The sequence below is a fragment of the Acinetobacter sp. AHP123 genome (assembly GCF_023757925.1).
Classification (GTDB): domain Bacteria; phylum Pseudomonadota; class Gammaproteobacteria; order Pseudomonadales; family Moraxellaceae; genus Acinetobacter; species Acinetobacter oleivorans.
Genome location: NZ_CP092454.1, coordinates 3,155,483 through 3,171,791 on the forward strand (window position 1 = coordinate 3,155,483; position 16,309 = coordinate 3,171,791).

General features: G+C 35.6%; 17 protein-coding genes. 3 read left to right on the top strand and 14 right to left on the bottom strand.

The window, feature by feature from the left end:
- Window positions 1–72: 72 nt before the first annotated feature.
- The gene (locus tag MJX77_RS15005; RefSeq protein WP_252059522.1) at window positions 73–1,944 is read right to left on the bottom strand and encodes a non-contractile tail sheath protein; all 1,872 of its coding nucleotides are present in this window, start codon (window positions 1,942–1,944) and stop codon (window positions 73–75) included.
- A gap of 183 nt (window positions 1,945–2,127) precedes the next feature.
- Here MJX77_RS15005 and MJX77_RS15010 point away from each other — a divergent pair, with 183 nt between their 5' ends.
- Window positions 2,128–3,285, top strand: coding sequence for a catalase family protein (locus tag MJX77_RS15010; RefSeq protein ID WP_252059523.1), 1,158 nt, complete (start codon window positions 2,128–2,130; stop codon window positions 3,283–3,285).
- Between the two features lie 38 nt (window positions 3,286–3,323).
- Here MJX77_RS15010 and MJX77_RS15015 read toward each other — a convergent pair whose 3' ends face one another.
- The 3 genes from MJX77_RS15015 to MJX77_RS15025 all read right to left on the bottom strand — a co-directional run bounded on the left by MJX77_RS15015 (window position 3,324) and on the right by MJX77_RS15025 (window position 5,541).
- Window positions 3,324–3,629 carry a hypothetical protein gene (locus MJX77_RS15015; protein WP_252059524.1) on the bottom strand — a complete coding sequence of 102 codons (306 nt, stop codon included), beginning with the start codon at window positions 3,627–3,629 and terminating at the stop codon, window positions 3,324–3,326.
- Window positions 3,630–4,458: 829 nt separating this feature from the next.
- Window positions 4,459–4,914, bottom strand: coding sequence for a hypothetical protein (locus MJX77_RS15020; protein WP_252059525.1), 456 nt, complete (start codon window positions 4,912–4,914; stop codon window positions 4,459–4,461).
- 192 nt (window positions 4,915–5,106) lie between these two features.
- Window positions 5,107–5,541, bottom strand: a complete 435-nt coding sequence (locus MJX77_RS15025; protein ID WP_252059526.1) for a GFA family protein — start codon at window positions 5,539–5,541, stop codon at window positions 5,107–5,109.
- A 200-nt stretch (window positions 5,542–5,741) separates the two neighbouring features.
- On the opposite strand from MJX77_RS15025, the gene MJX77_RS15030 reads away from it, so the two are divergent.
- On the top strand, window positions 5,742–7,331 hold the full coding sequence (locus MJX77_RS15030) for a phospholipase D family protein (RefSeq protein WP_252059527.1): 1,590 nt from the start codon (window positions 5,742–5,744) through the stop codon (window positions 7,329–7,331).
- Window positions 7,332–7,348: 17 nt separating this feature from the next.
- Here the strand turns inward: MJX77_RS15030 and MJX77_RS15035 are convergent, their stop codons facing one another.
- The 9 genes from MJX77_RS15035 to pqqA form a co-directional block, all read right to left on the bottom strand.
- A complete protein-coding gene (locus MJX77_RS15035) occupies window positions 7,349–7,936 on the bottom strand; it encodes a uracil-DNA glycosylase family protein (protein WP_252059528.1) in 588 nt (195 codons plus the stop codon).
- 200 nt (window positions 7,937–8,136) lie between these two features.
- Window positions 8,137–8,373: a hypothetical protein gene (locus MJX77_RS15040; RefSeq protein WP_252059529.1), complete on the bottom strand. Its 237-nt coding sequence runs from the start codon at window positions 8,371–8,373 to the stop codon at window positions 8,137–8,139.
- Window positions 8,374–8,606: 233 nt separating this feature from the next.
- Window positions 8,607–8,783 (bottom strand): hypothetical protein, encoded by a 177-nt coding sequence (locus MJX77_RS15045; protein ID WP_004792403.1) that lies wholly within the window; start codon window positions 8,781–8,783, stop codon window positions 8,607–8,609.
- Window positions 8,784–9,361: 578 nt separating this feature from the next.
- Entirely contained in the window at window positions 9,362–10,411 is a 1,050-nt protein-coding gene (locus MJX77_RS15050; protein WP_252059530.1) for a dipeptidase, read from the bottom strand.
- 18 nt (window positions 10,412–10,429) lie between these two features.
- Window positions 10,430–11,584 carry a pyrroloquinoline quinone biosynthesis protein PqqE gene (pqqE, locus tag MJX77_RS15055; RefSeq protein ID WP_252059531.1) on the bottom strand — a complete coding sequence of 385 codons (1,155 nt, stop codon included), beginning with the start codon at window positions 11,582–11,584 and terminating at the stop codon, window positions 10,430–10,432.
- A complete protein-coding gene (pqqD, locus tag MJX77_RS15060; RefSeq protein ID WP_004792407.1) occupies window positions 11,581–11,865 on the bottom strand; it encodes a pyrroloquinoline quinone biosynthesis peptide chaperone PqqD in 285 nt (94 codons plus the stop codon). The genes pqqE and pqqD overlap by 4 nt, the downstream gene beginning before the upstream one ends.
- Window positions 11,862–12,620: a pyrroloquinoline-quinone synthase PqqC gene (pqqC, locus tag MJX77_RS15065; RefSeq protein WP_032006186.1), complete on the bottom strand. Its 759-nt coding sequence runs from the start codon at window positions 12,618–12,620 to the stop codon at window positions 11,862–11,864. The genes pqqD and pqqC overlap by 4 nt, the downstream gene beginning before the upstream one ends.
- Before the next feature lie 8 nt (window positions 12,621–12,628).
- Entirely contained in the window at window positions 12,629–13,540 is a 912-nt protein-coding gene (gene pqqB / locus MJX77_RS15070) for a pyrroloquinoline quinone biosynthesis protein PqqB (RefSeq protein ID WP_252059532.1), read from the bottom strand.
- Window positions 13,541–13,616: 76 nt separating this feature from the next.
- Window positions 13,617–13,691 (bottom strand): pyrroloquinoline quinone precursor peptide PqqA, encoded by a 75-nt coding sequence (pqqA, locus tag MJX77_RS15075; RefSeq protein ID WP_001982218.1) that lies wholly within the window; start codon window positions 13,689–13,691, stop codon window positions 13,617–13,619.
- 248 nt (window positions 13,692–13,939) lie between these two features.
- Between pqqA and MJX77_RS15080 the strand changes: the two genes are divergently transcribed.
- Window positions 13,940–15,721 carry a bifunctional metallophosphatase/5'-nucleotidase gene (locus MJX77_RS15080; protein ID WP_192454331.1) on the top strand — a complete coding sequence of 594 codons (1,782 nt, stop codon included), beginning with the start codon at window positions 13,940–13,942 and terminating at the stop codon, window positions 15,719–15,721.
- A gap of 53 nt (window positions 15,722–15,774) precedes the next feature.
- Here the strand turns inward: MJX77_RS15080 and MJX77_RS15085 are convergent, their stop codons facing one another.
- A complete protein-coding gene (locus MJX77_RS15085; RefSeq protein ID WP_005305185.1) occupies window positions 15,775–16,176 on the bottom strand; it encodes a transcriptional repressor in 402 nt (133 codons plus the stop codon).
- Window positions 16,177–16,309: the final 133 nt, after the last annotated feature.

Genomic DNA, 16,309 nt, shown 5'->3' on the forward strand with positions numbered 1-16,309 from the left:
AAAAAGAAGAAAACCTCTTACTTGAAGAGGTTTCTTATCAAATCACTTATCTTATAAATGGTTTATGTTTACTTAGAGGTAAATATCTGGTGGATATGGTGTGTTATCGCTAATTGGCGAATACAACGTATTTTCAACAAAGAAGCCATTTGGAGCCTGAGTGGTATCAATCGTAATTGAATCAAACATAACCTGTGGATAGGCCCAGATAAATTGCTTCATTAAACCTAAAGAAACATTGTTTTTCATATCTCCAAAAATTCGTTGCCAAATAGGCGTTCGATAAGGTTTGGTTTTATCAAACCCATAAATATATGCAATAGATGCATCAGGAACGAATCCGGAGAGATATATGACTTTATTGGCAGGATAGCCCAGCCCTTGTATAGGTATTTGGGAAACTGCTTGATGCGCCAAGTCTAAGCGAGCTTCCAATAACCAGTCATAAGCTTCTGTCATCATGTAATCAAAATTAGGATATGAATAATGTTGGCTTGGATAATTAATATAAGTGGCTAAAGTCTGAATCGGAGATTGAATAGAAGGAAAGAAAATAAGGGGGCTAACTTTGGCAGTGGAGTATTTTGCTTTAATGACCGTGCGAATGTCTTGGCAGGTTTGACCTAATTTATTTCTGAGCCATGTTTTAAACTCATCATATGGCGTTCCTGTTTTATTCATTGCTTCATAGATTGTTCCCAAATCTGGTGCATATAAACCTGTATCTGCATTAAAAGCTAGTTTTGTTGGATAGTCATATACACAAGGTAGATTCGTATCGGTGTTATACCACCACCAAGGTTCACCAATCTGCATGTTTACATCACATCCCCCTACTACCATTGCATCTGCAAACTCAATAAAGACTTTACGTAGATATGCCAAAGCATTCTGATGACTTAAACTAAAAAAATAGCTCGGTGGTTGATAGCCTGTTTTACCCAAATTACTGTTCCAGTCACGCTGTGCCCAATATTCATTGGCCCCCAAGGAATACATTTCAAAGCTTACCCCAAAGATGGGTTGTAGACTGGCACTATGTAAAGCCTGAGCATATTTCTCATGCCATTTACGCGTACATGAGTTAACAACCGCTTCACCTGTTACCAACGTATCTGGTATTTGCCATTTATTAATATCACTTTTCCATGTCATTTCAGGATAATGTGACATTCCACCATAGTGGTTAACCAAACCCTTATATCCCAAAGTCACCATATTGTTGACTAAGCGCTGCGGGTTTAAATCATAGTGATCGTCATAGCTCGTACAGATACCATAATTGTGCTGAGGGACAACCACACGGCTTAAATTTAACTTTGCATTTGTACCAGTTACGACTGAATTGGTCAGACGAATATAACCATCTTCAGGCTGGCTTAAAGGTGATGCTGATTGGCTATTATAATGGCTCGTGAAACCTGAAAATGAAATCCGTTGAATGTTCGTTACCGGAAAGCTATCTGTAGCAGAAAAGCCAGCTTTTACTGTATCCCAGTTAATATGAATATGTGCCGTTCGCGATGAAGGATTATTTGCATAGTTAAATAAGACAACATAGGCAACTTTATCTACACCATTTTCATTATAGTACACCGTTAAAGTGGGCGTTAAACTTGGATTATTAAGCACAGGCATCGTGGCAGATAACTCAATATCGAAATCCCAAACCACCCCTGCATAGCTATATTTGGTTTGATACGCTAAAAATTTATGATCTTTAGTATCATTAGAATCCCACGTAATTCCTACTAGATCATTTGCCATTCGTGCTCTAAAAGATGCTTCAAAACCATTTCCATAATTCGTAATAGCAAAAGACATCGTTTGTGGACCGTCTATTCTCCAATAGATAGGACTAAATCGATCAATAAGTGTATTTTGAGTGATTGGATGTGGTGATGAATTAGAATTATTTTGTACATTTTGTGAGTTAGTTATCATGTCTACATTCTCTTAATGTATTAAGAGTTTTTATATTAAATAATAATTTTTATTTTATTGTTCAGATAAGTAACAATGACGTTTAAATTATTTACAGTTAATATTTTTTATAAAGCTCAAAATATAGTTAAAAAATTAAACTTAATATTATCCTAAAATATTTTTGCACTGAGGAGATAATAAATGTCAAATTTTATGCAGCCTACACATTTTAGGATATTGTTTGTATTTACTCCTCTTGTTTTTGCACTAACAGGTTGTAGTGACGCTTTATATTCTCAAAGAACCACACCAGTAAAGACTTCTTCGGAAAATATTGCATATCCAAAGATCGATCCATTTTTAGGAGAAAAGTTACAGCCTAATGAGGAAGTACTAGCTCAAAACATAGCTCAAGTCATTGAAAAGTCAATTCGTGAACAATACACGGCGGGAAATGCTTTGCGTGATGCACATCCTAAAGCGCATGGGTGTGTTCGAGCCGAGTTTCAGGTCTCAAAAAATATACCTGCTCAGTTTGCAAAAGGAGTTTTTATCCCAGATCAAAGTTATCAAGCATGGATTCGTTTTTCAAATGCGTCTAATGACGCCACGAGTGCCGACATTGACAAAGATGCACGAGGCATCGCCATAAAACTTTTAGGTGTATCAGGAGACAAAATTTTAGAAAGTGAAAAACAAGCGACCACTCAAGATTTTATTATGATTAATCACCCTGTCTTTTTTGCCAATGATGCAAAAAGATATCTTTCTTTTATGAATGATGTGAATAGCCACAATATGATCAGAAAACTTCATATTCCTTTTGCCTTAGGTTTTAAAGGAACCATGAATGCACTGGGAGCACGTAACTCACAAATTGCAAACCCACTCTATGCACGTTACTGGTCTATGGTTCCCTATCAGTTAGGACTTGGCAAAGATCGGCAAGCAGTTAAATATTCAGTACGTGCTTGTAAGGTAACACCAAATAATCTACCTAAAAACCCTAGTCATGATTTTTTAAGAGAAGCTTTAAAAAATACTTTGCAAAATAATGACGCCTGTATGGAGTTCCTTATTCAGCCAAGAACTTCAAGTAAAATGCTAGTAGAAGATGCAATGACAGAATGGGATGAAAAAGCAGCTCCGTTTTATCAAGTAGCAACTATTCACATTCCAAAGCAAAGCTTTGATACACCTGAACAAAATCAGTTCTGTGAAAATCTTTCTTTTACGCCGTGGCATGCTTTACCTGAACATAAGCCATTAGGTGCAGTAAACAGAATGCGTAAGGTCATTTATGAAAATATAAGCAGAGTTCGACATGATATGAATTCAGCCCCTAGACAGGAACCTTAAATATTTTATCCCTGATGGTTTGCCTAAGCTAACTACCTTTAGTCAATTCCTTTGCTTGTATCTATAGTAATACGATCAATAAAATCTGCTAACCATAAAACAAAGTCATCTTCACTTTTATGCTTTGGAATCAAACTCCTATCTAATGTAATAGATAGTTCATTTTTAAAGCTAACAACTGCACCCTCGAAATTCACAAAGTTATATAAAAATTTTAACTCTGTCCCTGCAATGGCTTTTTTGATTTCTATGATGAGAGTATTTAAGTTTTTAAAATGATTGTTAGAGTATTTATATTTAATATTTTTATTAATTTTTTCTGCTAATAGTAAGTATTTTGGCATTTCTATCTCCTTTTTAATTATTTATAAAATATAAGTATAATTTCAAAGTTATAAAAATAAGTTTTTAATTTTTATTAAATTGTTTCTGCATTTTTAATTTTAATTGATCAGTTGTGGCGATAATAACAACATATTGTTTAAAAGTGTGATTTATTTTTGCTTTTTTATTCTGATTAAATTAGTAGGTATTAATATTGACTAAAATACTCGGCTTTAAAAATTATATTAAATAGGCTCAATATATTTAAACTATTAAGCCTATTTAATTTTTAATATTTACTTAAGAGGAAAAGCACTTCTTTAAATCTTAAGTAAGTTTGCGGAAGTTCTTCACTCTATGAACTTTCCCACATTTTCTACACTCTTTAATTTCGTCGTGAGTTATATCAAAATCATATTCCCAGACATGCATACAGAAAATTTTTCTAAGGTTGTGGAGCATAGACACCTCCTTATAAAAAACTGACTAAGCAGTAAGTTTTTTAAGAATATATTTAGCTTATTTAGAAGAATTTTCCTTTTTAGCTTTATCCTCTTTGTGTTTACAGCAATAACCGAAAACAGCACCAGCACTAAAGAAAAACAGAGCTTTGAACATTGGTATCTCCAAAAGATAATTAAGTAAATTAAAAATTAACATTCAAGGTTGTATCTGTTTTTAGGCCAATGGAGCTGATTCTGTGCGTTATGCAAACTTTTGTGAAAAGTTATAACAATATATTTTATAAGAATAAGGAGAGCTAAATTAAAAAACCGCCCCAGAAGGCGGTTGCTGAATTTACAGCGACATATAGAAGTGTAGTGGACGATCACTTCTATATTTTTGAACTTATTTTTCTTCTTTTATAATTTTAGTAAAGGCATCTGATTTGAAATAATTAATAATCATCTCCCCATCATCACTTGTCGATGATGACACTTTAGGAGGTTCGTCATAGTTAAACTTAAAGTCTGGAGGAATAAATTTCGAGATTGGTGGAAGCTTGGTCTCTCCTCCCGTTGTAATTCTTTCAATAAAACCCGCGAGCCAAAGTATATATTCATCTTTATTTTTATGGTTGGGCATAAGGCTCATATCCAACTTAATTGCACACTCTTCTAATGGCTTGGTTAAGCACTCTTCAAAATCTATAAAATTATATTTAAGTTTAAACTTGGTTCCTTTAATTTCTTTGCGGATTACGCTAACCAACTGATTTAAGTTCTCTGCTGAGCTTTCAGAAAATAAATTTTTGTCCTCAATTTTTTTATACACATTCTCAGCAATGATTAAATATTGTGGCATTTTATTTTCTCCCTTTTATTGTCAGGCTACTCACTCAGCCCTTTAAGGAAGTATGATAGATATCATGTTTTCTAATGTAATTGTTGTGCTGCCAATTGTAATTAGTGTGTTTTTGTGAAACCTGCAAGCATAGCCATCCGAAAAAATTAAAATTAATGCAAAATGAGTCTCATTTTTAGATAAAAATTTATTCTAATCAAAAAATATTTTTAGCTCATCTAAAGTTGGAAGCTGATTATATGATTGATCTGCAATTATGGTATTTGCCCAGTTTGTCTTTGAAACTATACAAAAATTAAGCTTCTTTAGAACCTGAATGTCTTTTTCTAATAGACCTAATGGAATCCACATAAAATGAGTAGTTCCTACCAAATTAGGTACAGGCGATCCACATTTACTACAAAATGAAGATGTGAAGCCTGTTTCTTTTTTATAAGTATGGATCAGCTCAAAACCTGAGAGCCATTCAAATTTATCCTTACTCACTAAAGTTGCTGCATTCGCTCCTGTTCCAGTTTGTTTACGACAGAGACTACAGTGGCAATGGTACACAGTCTTGATTTCGTTAGTGATAGAAAATTTGACTTCACTGCATAGACAAGAACCTACATGACTCATCTCGAGCATCCTTAGAAAATAATATTGAATATAGCACTAGCCTTAAAAAGGTTAAATTTAACTTTATATGTTTAAATGGATAGGCTCTCTTAGAAGTGCCTATAAATATAAGGAATTGCTAGAGTTGAGGCTTGGCAGAATGCATTTATACCGTTTAATATGAATTTTGACATATAAATTGAATATAAAAATGCTGTGATGTACTTATCTTGGATGCGAATTTAAAAGCTTACATGATTAATCAGTTCTATCAGCAGTACAGTAATATGGCATTAAATGCCTGGGGCTTTACACATACACCTTCGTATAACGATACATACGACCCTGATGAGAATGATACAGTGACAAATAGCTTTAATTGGTTGAATGATGAACAAGCTACAGAAAAAACTAAACAAGGATTAACTGCTTTTGTTGCACTAGATGATGCTTTTATCAGTATCGCTTCTCGTATGTATCTAATTAGAAATGCAAAAGAAAAAATCGATTTACAATACTATATTTGGACAAATGATTTTGTTGGAAACTTAATGCTGCACGAGTTATTAACGGCGGCAGATCGTGGTGTAAAAGTTCGCTTACTCATTGACGATCAAAATGGGGTAAAACTTGATGGTGTTCTAAGAAGCCTTCTACACCATCCTAACTTTGAAATTCGTTTATTTAATCCATACAAATTTAGATATGTAAGAATCTTGGACTATATTTTCCGGTTTAAGAAAGTAAACCATCGCATGCATAATAAATTAATTATTGCAGATGGCGTGATTGCGGTAACAGGCGGTCGTAACATCAGTAGTGAGTACTTTGATGCAAGTAGTAAGTTCCAGTTTACAGATCTAGATATCCTATTTTATGGGCATACAGTACAGCATGCCCAAGCAGTTTTTAATGATTTCTGGCAAAGTGAGTTAAGCCAAGATGCGACCAAGCTGATCGGGACTTGCGCTGTCCACCACTTGCAATCTTTACGACAGCATTATCATGATTTACTTCATGAAAGCGAAAATCATACTCAAACCGAAGATAAACTTTATGATGCTCAAACTTATTTAAAAGAACTTCTAGAGCACTATCCAATTCAATGGTCAAAAGCATATTTTGTTGCAGATTCACCGAAAAAGATCTTAGGAATAGCTTCTAAAGAAGAAATGCTTTATGGGCAAGTTATGGCCATTATGGGTGAACCAAAGCAGCACATCGAATTGGCTTCAGCTTATTTTGTTCCTACACAACAAGGTGCTTACTATTTAAAACAGTTAAAAGTTCAAGGTGTTAAAGTCAGGGTTTTAACTAACTCTTTTGCTGCAAATGATGTGGCAATTGTGCATGCTTTTTATAGTCAATATCGGGTCGAAATGCTGAAAAGCGGTGTGGAGCTATTTGAGTTTAAGCCATTTTTAGAACGCAGACGTAGAACATGGTATGAAGTGGTAACTGGAAGTGTGATTCCAGCAAAAGGTAAAAATAAATCGAGCTTGCATGCCAAATTTTTTGATGTGGACGGTAAAGTATTTATTGGTTCTTTTAACTTTGATCCACGTTCGACTTACTTAAATACTGAGGTTGGTCTTGTTATTGAGTCAAGTCAATTACAAGCTCAAATTTCGGTCATGCTCGATCAGCATTTACCTCAAGTCGCTTATCAGCTTAAGTTAAACAGTGAAGGTAAAATAATTTGGTTAGATTATCAGTCAAATGGACAAGTTGTTGAATATGAAAAAGACCCAGATACGAGTCTTTTCCAACGTACAATGATTAAAGCCGTTTCATATTTGCCCGTTGAATGGATGATGTAAGAAGACTTCAACTTGATTTATAAAATCCCAATCTCTTTAAAGAATTTTTGATAAGCCTCAGCTTTTTTTTCTAGCGCCAATGGATACGCTCGAGACGAAGATGGTAAACGATATAAATGAATATCTCTTCCTGCAAAGTAAGTCGATGTAGATGTCCCTATAAGTGGTTTTTCTGTGTTCTCGGGTAAAACTGAAATTAAGGTATCAGTTGCTTTATCGCCTGTGGTCATGATGGTCTGACATAGAGGAATCTGCTGAAGCAAAACCGTAAGATCTGTTGGCGTTACGATTTCAAGAAATTTATCTGCGGCATTCCCCTTCAACCGCTTAATTTGATAAGCCGTATCAAAGATTGCAATACCTGTTTCAATTAAGAAATTTCGGATAAGTTCTTCATTAAAATTTTTTTGGTTTTCACTTAAAAAGTAAGTTTTGTCTTGGAAAAAAATTAAACCAAAAATTCGCCACATATCATTTTGGAAATTTGGATAGTAAAAATCCATCTTCCATTTATTACGCGGTGGTGGAAAGCTACCCAACATGAGTAAACGCGCATTTTCAGGTAAAAAGGGTTCTAGTGGATGTGTTTCTATCTCAATTATCATAAAAAATCAGTGTTTACTTAAAAACTTTATAAACAAATTACCCTATTTTTGAGTTAATCACGAGTCATGAAATGCAATTTCTATTAATTAAAGCATTAATGGGAAAAATTAGCTCTTACTGAAAGACATTGAGGTGACACTTCTGTAGGAATCACCTCAATAATTTATAATGTGTAATTGAGCTGGTGAACTCAAACTTATTAAGAATTCAAGACTTTAAAAACCTTACCTGTTCTTGGATGAGCAAAACTGTTATCTGGATTTAAATTAATGACTTTATCCGAAATCACAATTTTAGAAAGTGGCAACCAGCTTTGCTCTTGCTCAGCTTGGACAAAGTTTTTTTCATAAATATTTTCATAAATTTGTTCAACTACAATTTCCATACCACACATACTTTTGGCATTTACTTCTTTTAAAATATGGCGCTTTGACATTCTAGTCTCCTTTTTTATTATCCGCATCGCTAATAATAAATACTCCACTGATACAATATGTAAATTTTAATAATGAAAGTGTTTTTTTTGTTTTAATCATACTCTTGTAATAATTAAATGAATAGTTGAGTAATTATTAATTTAATTATTATCTTTAAGTTAATCTATTTAAAATAATTATAAGTTTTAATAAAATTAAAGGGTTCATTATTTGAACCCTTTTTTATTTAATTTTAAACTTGTACAGCGTTATCAATTGAGCCGTCATCTTGATTTTGGACCCTGTCTTTACTGGTCACTGAGTCGCTATCGTGATCTGTGTTAAAACTCTTACTGTTCTTTTGCTTCTTCTTGTAGACACACATCCCAATCGCAATACCTGTTCCTATCACTAAAATTGACTTTAACATTTTGCACCTCTTCGATTGATGGAGTAACTTTTGAAAAATCAGCTTTAATTAATAGCACATAATTTGTTATTTAACGGCTTTCATTTGCTCCGCTTTTGTAAGGTATTTAATTTTTATGTTAATTGAATAGTGTAATAGTTAAAAATAAATTTTGATACAAAGCAAAAAGCCTATTCTATATTTTGAATAGGCTTTTTACTGTATTTCAGGATTAAGCAGTATTATGAATTGCTTTAAGCAATCTTATTATCTTTGAATACACTACAAATGTATTTAATGCTGAAGTTTTAGTCAAGATGAAGTTGAGTGGTTATACCAATAATTAGTAGTTCTTGTGATGGATATCACGTTTATTTGTTTCAGATAAGAAAAAACCCATTTCTACTTCTCATAAAGAAATGGGTAATGTGAAAACCACAAAAGACCTGAAATACTAAATGTTCTTACATTCAGTAAGGTTGAGTGTAGTGAATATACCGAATGGTTGACAATTAAACTATTTGTATTTTTTTTAGTCATTTCGGCCAATAAAAAAACTGTTATGATTCTGTAGATTAACTCTGTTTAGTCATTCATTATTAACCCAAAATTCTATCAAACACCCTCACCCAATTATTAAGACATATATTTTCAATCAGTGTTTTAGAATAACCACGCTGTTGCATACGCTCAATTAAGCAATGTAGCCCTGTCACATCTTCAAGTTCAGTACCAATAAGTGCACCGTCAAAATCAGAGCCAAAGCCCACATGTTCCTCGCCTAAATGATCCATTAAATATTCTAAATGTTCTAAAATTACATTGATGGGTGTATCAGCATTGCGCTGTCCATCTGACCGTAAAAACGCGACATCAAAATTTACGCCTACCATACCTTTACTTTCTCGGATTGCTTTAAGCTGCTTGTCAGTTAAGTTACGTGCTTGAGCACATAAAGCATGCGCATTTGAGTGCGTTGCTACAATTGGCTGCTGCAATATATCTACCGTATTCCAAAAAGCTTGTTCATTCATGTGTGAAACATCAATCACCATCTTTTTATCGGCACAGCGTTTTATAAAGTCTTTGCCATCGCTGGTAAGACCCGCTCCTGTGTCGGGCGAATGTGGAAACTTAGCATTTAAACCATGTCCAAAGCGGCTCGGTCTATTCCAGAGAGGGCCAATACTACGCAAGCCTCTTTCATAAAACACATCGAGTAAATCAGGATTTTGTTGTAGAGCTTCTGCACCTTCCATATGCAACACAATTGCTAGCTTTTGCTCTGCTAAACAATCCTGAATATTTTGAACTGATGTGCAAATTTTAATATTTTTAGAGCGCTGAGCAAGTTGATGAGCTAAATCGAGTTGTTCCAAGCAAATTTGTTCAATTTGCTGTTGGGTAAAATCAGAAGCATTTTGATCAAATAGCTTATTGGGATGATGCTGTTGCACATAGCTGTATGGAGGTAAAAAAATCGCAAACATTCCTCCTATAAAACCAGCTTGTTGACAGCGTTTTAGATCAAGATGACCCGCTAAGCGTTCATGAATAAAAGCATGTAGAGGATCTGGATGATCACTTAGCCATAAGCGTGTTAAAGCATCATTATGCCCATCAAAAACTGGAATAAGGCTAGGCTTCATGAGCATTCCTATTACTTGCTATATGTCTGTAATTGTGTGAACTGGAATATTTTGTGTGGCACTGAAAGATTTAGAGTTTCTACTATTACGGAATACTAAACTTTGCAGTGGTGCAGCCAACTGACTTTCTGTACGTGCTTGTTCAATCATTTGATGATATGGCGATTTTCCACATACAGGATCGGCATTAGCTGCATCTCCAGTCAACATATAGGCCTGACAACGACATCCGCCAAAGTCACGTTCTTTATCTGGGCAACTACGGCACCCTTCTGGCATCCATGCATCACCACGGAAATGATTAAATCCAGTTGATTTGTACCAGATATCTGACAATTTATGTTCGCGGACGTTTGGAAATGAAATTGGCAATTGTCGTGCTGCGTGGCAAGGTAGCGCCATACCATCTGGAGCAACTGTAAAGAAGATTTTACCCCAGCCATTCATACAGGCTTTCGGTCGCTCTTCATAATAATCAGGCACTACAAAAATAAGTTTGCAAGGATGATTTTGCGCTTTTAATTTTTGTCGATATTCATTGGTAATCCGTTCTGCACGTGTCAGTTGCTCTTGTGTGGGTAATAAACCTTGGCGGTTTAAAAAAGCCCAACCATAAAACTGACAAATTGCTAGCTCGACTGTATCGGCATTAAGCTCAAGGCAAAGTTCAATGATTTGTTCAATTTGGTCAATGTTATGTCGATGAATAACAAAATTAAGTACCATTGGATAATCGTATTTCTTAACCAGTCGGCACATTTCATACTTTTGTTCAAAAGCATGCTTTGAACCTGCCAAGGCATCATTTACAACAGGATCACTCGCTTGGAAGCTCACTTGAATGTGGTCTAAACCCGCTTGCTTTAGATCGGCAATACGTTGTTCGGTAAGGCCCATACCTGAGGTAATTAAGTTGGTATAAAACCCTTGTTGATGAGCATGTGCAACGAGTTGTTCTAAATCTTGACGTACCAGTGGTTCACCACCCGAAAAACCGAGTTGAACAGCACCCATCTGACGTGCCTGATCAAAAATATCAAACCACTCTTGAGTAGTTAACTCATTTTTATGCTGAGCGTAGTCCAAGGGGTTTGAGCAATATGGGCATTGTAGCGGACAACGATAAGTGAGTTCCGCTAATAACCATAAAGGTAGGCCAACACCTTCTGTCATACTAAATCAATCCAGTGTTGCTGCTTTGCGACCAGCATGTAATCCACTACATCTTGATCAATCTCAGCAATATCACCAAATTTTTGCTTTAACTGAGCAATAATTGCAGAAACATTTTGCTGCCCATCAATATATTGCCCGATTGCCCCTGCACTTTCATTTAACTTGATCATGCCTTCAGGGTATAAAATCACAAAACCATTTTGAGCTGGCTCGAACTGAAAACGGTAACCTTGTCGCCATGTCGGAACAAGGTTTAAATCAAACTGCTCTTTATTCATTTAAATAGTCCTTTGTGCCAAACTCGTTTGCTCGTCACAGTGTGATATGGTGCTTCATTGTGAACATGTGCAAGTGTTAAAGCATCTAGAATGCTCCATAAAATATCTAGTTTAAACTGCAATATTTCAAGCATTCGTTCTTGTTGTTCATGAGTCGTAAATGAATCAAGCGTAATTGTTAAACCATGTTCAACATCACGGCGTGCCTGACTTAAACGAGAACGGAAATATTCATAGCCTTTATCATCAATCCATGGATAGTGTTGTGGCCATGAATCAAGTCGTGACTGATGAATTTGTGGGGCAAAAAGTTCAGTTAAAGAGCTGCTTGCTGCTTCACGCCATGAAGCACGGCGTGCAAAGTTCACATAGGCATCTACTGCAAAGCGAACACCCGGTAATACCAGTTCTTCAGAAATAACTTGTTCACGACTCAAGCCCACAGCTTCGGCTAAGCGTAACCATGCTTCTCGACCACCACCATCAGGATATTCACCATCTTGGTCGATCATACGTTGAATCCATTCTTGACGAACTCGCTGATCTGGGCAATTTGCCATAATCGCCGCATCTTTAAGCGGAATATTAATTTGATAGTAATATCGGTTTGCAACCCAAGCCTGAATTTGCTGTTGAGTGGCTTTACCTTCATACATCATCACATGAAATGGATGATAGATATGATAATACTGGCCTTTATCGATAATGGCTTGTTTAAATTGTTCTGTTGTTAAAGCTTCAGGTGTTTGAGTCATGTTTCACCTTAGAGTTCAATCTGCATGCCGTCATAGGCAACTTCTACACCATTTGCTTTAAGCTCAGCAAACTGGCTAGAGTTTTCATTTAAAATTGGATTGGTATTGTTAATATGAATCAGCACTTTTTTAGGTGTACTCAGCTGATTTAAATAAGACAGTGAACCACCTTCGCCACTAATATATAAATGCCCCATTTCACGGCCAGTTTTAGTTCCAACCCCTGTTTGTTGCATTTCATCGTCTGTCCAAAGCGTACCATCAATCATGACGCAGTCTGAACTCTGCATAATCTGCATGATTTGATCATCAATTTTCCCAAGACCCGGCGCATAGAATAACTGCTTTTGTGTCTTATGATCTTTGATAATTAAAGCAATATTATCGCCGTCATGTGGGTTATTTCGATGCGGTGAATATGGTGGCGCAGCACTTTTAATAATTAAAGGTAAAAATTCTAAATTTTCGAAACCATCAATTTTAAAAGCTTGTTTAGGGTTAATCTCATGATATTGAAGACCACCATTCCAGTGTTTGAGCATATTAAATACTGGAAAGCCGCTTGTTAAATCTTGGTGGACCATTTCTGTACACCATACATTCATTGGACAACCTTCACGTAAAGTTAAAAGCCCAGTCGTATGGTCTAATTGACTGTCCATTAAAATAACGCTTGTTATTCCGGTATCACGTAATTTACGCGCCGGTTGAGCTGCTTTAAATTCGAAAAGTTGCTGACGGATATCAGGTGATGCGTTTAATAAAACCCAGTCTGTTCCATTTTCAGAAACAGCAATTGATGATTGAGTACGGGCTTTGGCTTGGATTGAACCTGTGCGTACACCATGACAATTCGGGCAATTACAATTCCACTGCGGGAACCCGCCTCCAGCAGCTGAACCTAAAACATAAATATACATAAAATTAATATCTTATTAGAAAGAGATAAGCCCTAGAACAAGACTAGGGCTTATGACATATTTGGATGAAACTGAATTAACGTGCTTCGAAGTACATAGTAACTTCAAAACCAATGCGTAAATCAGTAAAAGCTGGTTTAGTCCATTGCATAAATTATCTCCGGTTCATATTAATCTTGTGAAATGAATCACTTGATTAAATCTTATAAGGTCATTAAAAATTTATTCTAAATAAAAAATTTGGGTTTGTAGACCACCCCTAGCCAAGATATTGTTCGATAATTGTGTTTTTTGTCCAAATTTTAATATTTCGAACATATTTGCTCATTGAAGGTTTCATCAAACATTCATACTAAAAGCGTATTTTTTATCCGTCTTAATTGATCAAATGATAAAAAAATGAAAAATTTAACAACACTTTTTAAAGTAACAACACTTTCTCTGGCAGTAACGTTATTGGCTGGATGTAATGACGATGATGATAATGACACCGCGCCACCTGTTCAAAGAAGCAATCAAACCGTAAATATTTTAGCTTTTAATGACTTTCACGGAAATCTTGAGCCACCGAAGCGTTACGTCGAAGCACCAAATCCAAATGATGCTGCTCAATCTGTTCGTATTCCTGTGGGTGGAGTGAGTTACTTCGCCGATGCGATTAAAAAACTTAAAGCAGAAAATCCAAATAATGCTGTAGTTTCGGCGGGCGACTTAATTAGCGCCTCTCCTCTAACCTCTTCTTTATTTTTAGATGAACCGACCATTGAAGTCATGAATGATATTCAAATTGACTTTAATGCTGTGGGTAACCATGAATTTGACCGTGGTACAGATGAATTACGCCGTTTAAAGAACGGTGGATGTCAGCAATATACAAGCACTACGCCTTGCCAAATTAATAAAAACTTTAGTGGTGCAAAATTTGATTTCCTTGCTGCTAACGTAGCAATGAAAAATGATGCCAGTAAAACGATCTTTCCTGCATATAAAGTCAAAACTTATGGTGGAATTCCAGTTGCATTTATTGGTTTAACCCTTAAAGCAACGCCAAGTATTGTTTCTGCTGCCGGTATTAAAGACGTTGAGTTTCGTGATGAAGCCGATACAGTAAATGCCTTGATTCCTGAGTTACAAAAACAAGGAATTGAAGCAATTGTAGTGGTAGTACATGAAGGTGCAGCGCCAAGTACGAAGTTTAATGAGAAAACATGTGATGGCTTAAGCGGCCCGATTTTAGGAATTTTGGATAAGCTTAATCCAGCAGTTGATATTGTTGTTTCAGGTCACACGCATCAATCTTATATTTGCGACTATGCAACCAAAAATCCCGCAAAACCGTTCTTACTTACCTCAGCTGGACAATATGGCACGCTCATTACTGACATCAAGGTTGAGTTAGATGGTAAAACTGGTGATGTGATTAAGAAGGATGCTAAACAAGTTCCTGTACAAAGTGAGGCCTATACGTCTGGCACAACCACGGTAAGCCTTACCGATCTCTATCAAAAATTTAGTAAAACCCCAAGCATTGAAGCGATTTTAGATAAATACCGCCAAGCGGTGACCACCATTTCAAGCCGTGTGGTTGGAACTGCAACAGCAGTAGTCAGTCGTACTCAAGTCGAAAGTGGTGAAAGCCCATTGGGTATTATGATTGCAGATGCTCAACAAGCGGCTGCCTTAAAAGCAAGTAACCAAGGCTCTGACTTTACGTTAATGAACCCAGGTGGTGTCCGTGCCGATCTACTCATCAACAGTAGTAACCAAATCACCTTTGGCGATGTTTTTGCGGTGCAACCTTTTGGTAACTCTATTGTGACTCTGAGCTTAACTGGCAAACAAATTAGAGATGTAATTGAACAGCAATGGTCAGGTGCAAATGCAAACTCAGCTAGAATTTTACAGCCGTCTAAAGAATTAACTTATCAATATGCGGCAAATACGTCTGTTTCACCACGAGCAAGTAACATCATGGTTGCTGGTTCACCGTTGGTTGAAAGTAAAGTATACCGCGTGACGGTAAATAGCTTCTTGGCAGATGGTGGTGACAACTTTACGGTATTAAAAGAAGGTCAAAACCGTGTAGGTGGTGGTCAAGATATTGATGCCCTTGAAAGCTATGTCGCTAAGAATTCACCTTTAATTATTCCAGCGACTACTCGAATTAAAGTCATCAAATAACAAATTTAATAAAAAAGGACAGTTTAGGCTGTCCTTTTTTCTATCTGAACTTTTTATTCTGTATAGAGATTAAGTTCAATACTACTGATATTAGTTCCTGTATTCGCAAAAATAACATCTATGACTTCATGCAGTAGTTCTTTTACTTTTTCATGTTCATAGCTAGTTGCTTCTGCGGTTTTAAGACAAATTAAGTTACAGCTCATTTTATCTTTTCTGATTTTATAAATACTTTTACTTTTTCCTAAGAAGACCCTTTTGATAAGCTTGCGATTTTCAAATTCAGATAAGATTCTATAAATTGTTCCGAGCGTAATTTTATGTTCATTTTTAATTTGTGCATAAATGCTCACCGCGCTTAAGCCTTGTGGATTTTGATTTAAAATTTCAAAAACCTGTATTCTCGATTTTTTTATTGGTAGTCCATTTAATAATGATTTTGAAGTTGCCGTCATGATTAATTAGCCTTAATGTTGAAAAGTATAGAAATTCTTAAAATTATTTTGTCTATACTGGTTTGAAAATTATGGATATATGCTTAATAAAAAACAAAGCCTATTCCCCGACGAATAGGCTTTGTACTTGGTT